The sequence below is a fragment of the Streptomyces sp. NBC_00846 genome (genome assembly GCF_045207325.1).
In the GTDB taxonomy this organism is placed as follows: Bacteria; Actinomycetota; Actinomycetes; order Streptomycetales; family Streptomycetaceae; genus Streptomyces.
Genome location: NZ_CP108846.1, coordinates 7,129,322 through 7,137,059 on the forward strand (window position 1 = coordinate 7,129,322; position 7,738 = coordinate 7,137,059).

8 protein-coding genes and 1 pseudogene are annotated in these 7,738 nt (G+C 68.9%); 8 read left to right on the forward strand and 1 reads right to left on the reverse strand.

What is annotated here, in order from left to right; all coding sequences use genetic code 11:
- The first annotated feature begins 19 nt into the window (after nucleotides 1-19).
- The 4 genes from OG936_RS32625 (at nucleotide 20) to OG936_RS32640 (ending at nucleotide 2,344) form a co-directional block, all read left to right on the forward strand.
- Nucleotides 20-1,108, forward strand: a complete 1,089-nt coding sequence (locus OG936_RS32625; protein ID WP_406499529.1) for a hypothetical protein — start codon at nucleotides 20-22, stop codon at nucleotides 1,106-1,108.
- Between the two features lie 112 nt (nucleotides 1,109-1,220).
- Complete coding sequence (locus tag OG936_RS32630; RefSeq protein WP_406499530.1) at nucleotides 1,221-1,601, forward strand: protease inhibitor I42 family protein; 381 nt, start codon at nucleotides 1,221-1,223, stop codon at nucleotides 1,599-1,601.
- A 46-nt stretch (nucleotides 1,602-1,647) separates the two neighbouring features.
- Entirely contained in the window at nucleotides 1,648-1,860 is a 213-nt protein-coding gene (locus OG936_RS32635) for a hypothetical protein (RefSeq protein ID WP_406500792.1), read from the forward strand.
- A 301-nt stretch (nucleotides 1,861-2,161) separates the two neighbouring features.
- Nucleotides 2,162-2,344 (forward strand): hypothetical protein, encoded by a 183-nt coding sequence (locus tag OG936_RS32640; protein WP_406500793.1) that lies wholly within the window; start codon nucleotides 2,162-2,164, stop codon nucleotides 2,342-2,344.
- 93 nt (nucleotides 2,345-2,437) lie between these two features.
- Here OG936_RS32640 and OG936_RS32645 read toward each other — a convergent pair.
- A pseudogene (locus tag OG936_RS32645) lies at nucleotides 2,438-2,680 on the reverse strand (transposase family protein); the annotation flags it as partial.
- Between the two features lie 306 nt (nucleotides 2,681-2,986).
- Here OG936_RS32645 and OG936_RS32650 point away from each other — a divergent pair.
- The 4 genes from OG936_RS32650 (at nucleotide 2,987) to OG936_RS32665 (ending at nucleotide 7,664) form a co-directional block, all read left to right on the forward strand.
- On the forward strand, nucleotides 2,987-3,886 hold the full coding sequence (locus OG936_RS32650) for a GNAT family N-acetyltransferase (RefSeq protein WP_406499531.1): 900 nt from the start codon (nucleotides 2,987-2,989) through the stop codon (nucleotides 3,884-3,886).
- A gap of 103 nt (nucleotides 3,887-3,989) precedes the next feature.
- A complete protein-coding gene (locus tag OG936_RS32655; RefSeq protein ID WP_406499532.1) occupies nucleotides 3,990-4,139 on the forward strand; it encodes a hypothetical protein in 150 nt (49 codons plus the stop codon).
- A gap of 685 nt (nucleotides 4,140-4,824) precedes the next feature.
- Nucleotides 4,825-5,181, forward strand: coding sequence for a DUF5132 domain-containing protein (locus OG936_RS32660; protein WP_406499533.1), 357 nt, complete (start codon nucleotides 4,825-4,827; stop codon nucleotides 5,179-5,181).
- 221 nt (nucleotides 5,182-5,402) lie between these two features.
- Nucleotides 5,403-7,664 (forward strand): ATP-binding cassette domain-containing protein, encoded by a 2,262-nt coding sequence (locus tag OG936_RS32665; protein ID WP_406499534.1) that lies wholly within the window; start codon nucleotides 5,403-5,405, stop codon nucleotides 7,662-7,664.
- Nucleotides 7,665-7,738: the final 74 nt, after the last annotated feature.

The window sequence follows — 7,738 nt, forward strand, 5'->3', positions numbered from 1 at the left end:
AGTCTTCACTATTTGACCGGTGACTTGTCATCTGACCGGTGACTTGTCAGACCTGATGCACGACGCCGTCTCCGAGGCGCAGGAGGCCACCTGCGTCGCGGCCCGGGACCTGAACAAGTGGGCCGCCGAGGCACGGGCCGGGAAGATGGAGACCAGCGAACTCACCGCCGTCGACAAGCTGATGCTCGCCGACACCGGCGTCGCGGGCGCCGACACCGAGCTGAACGAGATCCTCACCGCCGGCGACCTGGTGCGCGCGTCGACGCGTATGGACCCGCTGAGCCTCGACGACGAGACGGCCATGGAGCGGATGTTGGCGAAGTCGGACACCCCACAGGGGCAGGCCTGCCTGATGAAGGCCCTGGTCGCCGGCCACAGCGTCGCCGAGATCGGTACATTCCTGGACGAGATCCACGGCAAGGGCCCCGACTGGCTTCGCCGGCATCTCACTCCGGTGGCCACCGCCGCGGACAGCATGAACGACGAGGGCCTGGCGCCGGACGGCTCGAACAACAACAAGGACTACGTCACGATCGACGGCCAGCGGCGGATCCAGGGCGGGGACGGCTCCGAGGGCACCTGCGTGGCCTCGTCCACCGTTACGTCCTGCGCCATGGACGACCGCCTGTACGCGCTCGACCTCACTGGCGGGCCCGACGGGCAGCAGGACGACCCCGACGCCTTCAAACAGCGACTGGTGGCCGAACAGCGCCGGCTGCACAACGAAGGTGACGGCGGCGAGAACTGCGGCGGCATGGGGTCCGAGGGGCAGGAACGGATCAACGGCGCTGCCGTCGGCAGTGCCACCGGCAGTGCCACCGGCAGTGACGACGAACGCCAGGACCTGGGCAGCGCCGCCGACAGCAGGGCGGTCCTCACCGAAGTCGAGAAGTCGCTGGCGCAGGAGTGGCCGGTGCCGGTCGGCGTTTCGGGCAAGGAGTGCGCCCACGCGATGACCGTCATCGCCCAGGAGGGTGACATGCTTCAGGTGTACAACCTCTGGGGCTCGACCACCTGGGTCAGCGAGGACGACTTCATCAACGGCCACATGGGCAAGGCTTCCAACAGTGATCTTCCCAACGCGTACAGCGTCTGTCTTCCGCGGTAGCAGGGGCGGTGCCGCGATCGCGGCGGCCGCGCTTCTCGCTCTCGCCACGGGCTGCGGCTCGGGTACCGACGAACCGGCCGGCGGCTCCACGAGCCGCCCGACGAGCCACCCGGTGAAGGACACCAGCATCACCGCCGAGCCGGGCGAGCGCTTCACGCTCACCGTCGACCAGAACGCCTCCACCCGCGAGTACTGGTACCTGGTCGACCCCGAGCCCGACAGTTCGGTGCTCGTCAGCCGCGGCCAGGACTACGCGTCGGACTCCGGCGACGAGCCGGTGGCCGGTGCCGGCGGCCGGCTTACCTTCACCTTCGAGGCCAAGGGCAAGGGGACCACCCGGTTCACGCTGCTGCACTGCACCTTCACCACGTGCCAGGGCAACAACTCCACGCTGCCCCCCGAGACGACCGGACCCTCCGCCACCCCGACCACGGGGGCGGGGTCCCCCTCTCCGGCTCCCGAGCGCATCACCTACACCGTCACTGTCAACTGAGCCCCAGCGGACCAGTCGGACGAGACGAGACACCAGAGGTCCCGCCATGAACGACGACGCCCCGTACCTGCCGGACCGCACGGACGACGAGCCGGCCCCCCGCCGAGAGGCGGCCGTCGTGGTACGGGAGTGGCTGCGAGCCGGCACCGAACTCATGGGCGGGATCGCCGCCGGCGACACCGCGGCCACCTGGCTGCGCGCCGTCGCGACCATTGTCGGACTGAAGCAGCTGACCCGGGCGCGGGGCCGGAGTACGTGATCCGAGCTGAGTCATGAGCCGTCGGGTGGGTGCCGATCAAGGACCATGTCCTCAGGTCCCAGGCGGCGATGGCGTTGTCGCTGCCACCGGTGAGGAGCACCAGCCGACCGTGTAGGCGGGCGACGGCGAGGGCCTCGATGCCTTCCTGTGTGTCCGGCGAACGCCTGCCCATGGCCTGCCCCCGGGCCACGTCCCACACTCGGACCGTCCAGTCGGCACCGGCCGCCAGACTCGACGCCTCCCGGTCGGGCAGCAGGTCGACCGGGAAGCGGGTTTCGATGTTCACGAGGACAGTGCCGTAGTGCCGTCCCTTGCGGGTCGCGTACTCGTCGACACCCACCACCCGAGGTGCGGGCACTTCCCGTTCGGGCAGTGCGTCGACCAGGCGCAAGACCGTGCTTCGGCTGACGGAGACGCCGAACACCTCGGCCAGGCGGGCACCGGCCCGGCCTGCGAGGGCGAGACCGACGGCGGCCAGCGTTGAGCGAAGTCGCTCGGTGCGCTGACCGTGCCGACGGGTCAGCCCGGGCATCTGCTCGACGAACGTGCGCCGCCCGCACGACGCGTTCGGGCAGGCGAACCGCCGGACCTTCAGCCGGAGAACGACGCTTCTTCCGGCACTCGGCACATCGGCAGGAAACCGCAGGTAGGAGCCATGAACCCGGCTCGACCACGTTCCGCACGCCGGGCACGCCGCACCCGCCGCGGCACACCTGACGTCGACGCGCACTATCGCGATGTTCACCTCGACGGACAGCACCGCCACGTCCGTTACCGACGGGAACAACAGATCCTTCAGCTGAACAGAAGCTTCATCCACGGCCCCGAACTGTCAGCCCAACCACCCGACCGAGGACTCATTTTCGGGCAAGTTGCCAAGCCCCGCGCACGGATCCAGTTGTCACCCAGCGTGGCCCCAACAAGAACCTGAGCCAGAACCGGAAGTCGTGAATAAAGCCAACCCGCGGAAGATCACGTACTGTGGGGCTTCACGCCCTGAGATGGACGGAAGGAGGCGAGTGCCGTGCAGTTCACACCTTTCCAGCGCTCCCTCATCCGCTATCCCGGCGTGGTTCGTGAGTTCTGACCGGGAGCGCTCCAAGCAGCCTGTATCCCGGAGGAATCCATGACCGATCCGGTCATCCGCGCGCTCTCCGCGAGCGACGCTCATCTCTTCGACGCACTTCCCGACCCCCTGGGCGCCCGTGAAGGCCATCGGCGTACCCAGTTCCGCCCCGACTGGAAGCGCGTCGCCCTGCGCGACGGCGAGGTCGTCGCACGCGGCGCGTGGTGGGGCGGCCCCGACGACTCGGAGCCCGTCAACATCAACTGGTTCGACGTGGCCGAGGGCGAGGAGGAGGCCGGGGCCGAACTCCTGCGCTCCGCTCCCTGGCAGGTCGAACTCGAGATCAACCTGCCCGGCGGCTGGCGGGAAAAGACCGACCTGCGCACCGGCGCCGAGGCGCGCTTCGTCGCCGCACGAGCCGCAGGGTACGAACTCCTGGTGGAACGCTTCCTGTACCGCTGGACCTCGGAGCGAGGTCTGCCCGAGCGGCCCGGACGCCTGCGCTTCAGCGCCGAATCCGACGACACCGTGTTCTTCGACGCGTTGCGCCGCATCCACTCCGTCACCCTGGACGCGCACGCGCTCAGGGCCATCGAGGAGGGCGGTCTCGACCAGGCCGCCCAGGAGGAACTCGACTTCTTCCACTGGTGCCCCTCCCCGCGGGAGTGGTGGCAGATCGCCCACACGCCGGAGGGCGACCTGGCCGGCATCCACATCCCGGCCCACAATCCCTCCGGCCCGACCATCGGCTTCATCGGAGTCGTCCCGGAACAGCGCGGTCGCGGCTACGCCTACGACCTCCTCGCGGAGTGCACCCACCTCCTCGTCGAGCAGGGCGCGGAGTTCGTCAACGGAGCGACGGACCAGGGCAACTTCCCCATGGCCGCGAACTTTGCCAAGGCCGGCTTCCCCGTCATCAGGGAACGCATCAACTTCCACCCGGCGGGCCAAGTGGAGTAGCACGCGGTGAGTGGTCCGGTCCGAGGGCAGGCCCGGACCGCTTGCCAGTGCCCGGCGGCATGCCGGCCGACGGTGTGATCGACAGCGGGCGAGGGAGGCAGAGTTGGGGTTCGACGGAGAGGTATGGCACGTGCCGGGCGACGGCGAACCGATCGGGGAGATCCTGATCGACGACGCCGACTTCCCGTGGCTGTCGGGCCACTTCACACCAGGTCCGGGATACGACGCGGTCCAGGACCAGTTCAGCCCCTGAACTCGCCCTGCTGGGGCGGGACCACGAGGACGTCTGGGAGGAATGGGAGGCGGCCCACGATGAGATTCGAAGACCCGTGGGCGAGGTTCATAGCGGGCGAACCGGCCCGCGATGCGCCCCATGGCCACCTCAAACGCCTCCCGCTTCAACGTGCGGGATCTACGCTGTGGAGTGGCCACCGTCTCGTCGTCAGTCCACACACCCGCGATAATCAACGGCAGCCGCGCCCGTTCCCGTACCGGCCCCACCAGCAAGATCACGATCTACAGCTGGATTACCAGGGCGCCGGATTCGACGTGTCGGCCTTCCATGAAGCCGTGCTTGGGGGCGGGCTGCCGTTTCCCGCCCTGCGGCGGCGGGCGAATGCGAACTCGGCAGTAATCGGCACGTAGGAAAATCGGTCCAATGGAACGCTCGGTGAGTGTGCGTACGACAATCAATGTTGCTCGGGAAGATCAAGAGCACTCACATGAGTGAACCCGGTCGAAACCATTTGGCCTCGATGTACATGGCTCCACTACGGTGGCGGAAGAGCAGGTACTGGACCCCATCGACGAGGAATTCGACCCAGCAGGGAAAACGAATTCTGGAAATGGGTGCTTCCGTCCGCGCATCTGTGCACTGTTTCGGTGTGCGCAGTGCCCGAGGTCCCTGTCATACGTATGCGTAGCGAGGATGGAGCATCATGCCGCCCGTAGTACCGCCCTTCCTGTTCGGCCTCATCGCCGCTCCACTGGCCAGGCGTCTCCTCAAGCCACTGATGCGCGGCGTCGTCAAGGCGTCCGTCGGTCTCGCCGTTGAGGTGAAGAAGGCGACCCTTGAGGCCGGAGAGAACATCCACGACCTTGCGGCCGAGGTGGCCGCCGAGATGGTGGCGGCGCAGATCGCGGCCGGTGACGTCGAAGCCCGTTCGGGTGACGGTCAGCAGGCCTCCGAGAGCAGCGCCCCGAAGGGCGCGAAGGACGAGGCCGCCGCCAAGGCCGAGGGCGAGGCGAAGGCTCCGAAGATCCGCGCGAGCGTCGGCGCCGGCAAGCCGCGCTGACGGTTTGTCCGGCGGCCCGGCCGCCGCCCGGGCTCGGAGAAATGCGCCCGAGTGGCGGTCCGCCGCGGATCTGTCGGCCGCATCGATTTCCTCAGATATTCCGCTCTTTCGCATTGATCCGTCGTGCTGCTGACGATTATTGCGACCTTCACAAACAGGTGATCGTACACATGTCATCTCTGCTGGGTGCCGCAGCCGGATATCGCTCCGTGGATTTGGACGTGCGACCGCGTTCGGTCATTCCGGGCCGTCAGCGCTGGGACGTCAAGCTGGTTCTCGGACGGCCTCAGGCGGCCGAAGTCCTCGCCGCGACCCTGCGACGCCTTCCCGGCATCACCGAGGCGCAGGCCAGCCCGATCACCGGCGGGGTCCTCGTCCGGCACGACGCGCGGGTGAAAGCCGCGGACGTCGGCCGGCTCGTCCGCAGAGCCGTCACCCTGGTCGTGGAGGGCTCGGCCGGAGCGGGGCGTCCGGCCCCGGCACGGCCCGCCGCCGAGCCCGCCCCGCGCGCGGATCGCGGCGTTGTGCGCCCCGTGCTCGCCGTCGGGGGTGGAGTGGCGGCCGGTATCGCCCTGATCCGCGGGTCGGCGCTCAGCAAGCAGCTGGTGGCACTGGGCGGAGTGGCGGCGGCGACCGCGGCTGTTGTCCGGACGGCCTGGCGCAGAACGGCCGATGTGACCCGGGACCTGCCCGGAACAGGAGCCGAACGACACCCCCTGCTGGAGATCGTCGAGCCGCACCGCCGGCATCTCTACCGCGCCTCCGCGCTGTCGGTCGCCTGTCAGGTCTCGGAGATGGCGCTCGGTACCTTCCTCGGCTGGACCGCGCTGGTCCTCATCAAGGGCGAGGCCGCGCCGCTCGTCCGCTTCGGCCTGACGACCGCGTCCGCGCAACTATGGGGCTTGGCAGGGCTGGTGGCAGCAGCCTGTGCTGCCGTGGCAGTCCTCTCGTACTCCTCGAACCTCCAGTGGCGCCAGCTCGGCCAGGACATCGAGCACGACTGGCGCAACCGGACGTACGCTCACGTGCAGCACCTCGAACTGCGACACCTGGAGGGCGAACGGACCACCCGGATCGCCGGCGCGCTCACCGACGACGTCCGCCAGCTGGGCACCTTCTTCGCCACCTCGGCCAACGACCTGCTGCAACTCGGCACCAGCCTGGCCCTCCTGGTGCCGCTGTTCCTGCTGCTGGCACCGCAGATCGCCTGGATCGCGTTCCTGCCCATCCCGGTCATCGCCTGGCTGTCGGTCCGCTACCAGGACAAAGTCGCGGCCGACTACGCCGTCTCCGGCGAGCACCGCGCCAGGCTGCACAGCCAGCTGGTGAACACGCTGGAGGCCGGCGCCACCGTCAAGAGCTTCTGCACCGAGGACTACGAGGCCGAGCGCATCGACCGGCTGAGCGGGGAGGCTCAGGAGAGCAACCAGCAGACCGACCGGAGCACGATCCGCCACGCCGAGATCGTCCGGGTCTGCACGACCAGCTCGATGGCCGGCACCCTGCTGATCGGAGGCCGGTCGGTGCTCAACGGCAGCCTGTCGTTCGAGGTGTTCAGCCCACTGATCGGGCTGCCCCAGATGGTGCTGCTGCGGATGAACCGGCTCGGCGGCATCGTCGACCAGTACCAGCGCACGATCACCGCCTACGACCGGGTCCAGCGGCTGTGCGCCCTGCCCGCCGAGACCGACGGCACCGACGGCACCGACGGCACCGGCGAACCGCTCGACGTCGAGAAGGTGCACGGGGAGATCGTCCTCGACAACGTGACCTTCGCCTATCCCGGTCGGCCGCCGGCGCTGGAGGACCTCTCTCTGACCATCCCCGCCGGGCAGGTCACCGCCCTTGTCGGCCCCACCGGCTCCGGCAAGACGACGATCGCCAAGCTGCTGATGCGATTCCAGGACGCGGAGTTCGGCAGCGTGCTGCTCGACGGGCGTGACGTGCGCGACTTGCCACGGCACGATCTGCGCCACACGATCGGGTTCGTCGCCCAGGACGCCTTCCTCTTCGACGGCACCATTGCCGACAACATCCGCTACGGCAGCTTCGGCGCCCCGGAGAAGGCTGTGGTCGAGGCGGCCATGATGGCCGAGGCACACACCTTCATCGCGACGCTGCCGGACGGCTACGACACGGTGATCGGCGAACGCGGCGCCGCCCTCTCGGGCGGCCAGCGGCAGCGGATCGCGCTGGCGCGCGCGATCCTCAAGGACCCACCGGTCGTGATCCTCGACGAAGCCACCTCCGCCGTGGACAACGAGACCGAGGCCGCCATCCAGCGCACGCTCCGCGTCTTCGCGGCCGACCGGACCATGGTGATCATCGCCCATCGGCTCTCCACGGTCCGCCACGCCGACCGGATCTACGTCATGGACAAGGCCGGAGTCGTGGCCGAGCAGGGTACCCACGACGAACTCCTCGCCCAGCACGGACCCTACGCATCCCTCTGGCAGCTCCAGGCCGGCGAACTCGCCGCCTGACCACAGCTGCCGTGCCATCCGACCGCCGACCGCGTGACGTCACCGCGGTCGGTGCGTCTCGGCGCGCCCTGCGC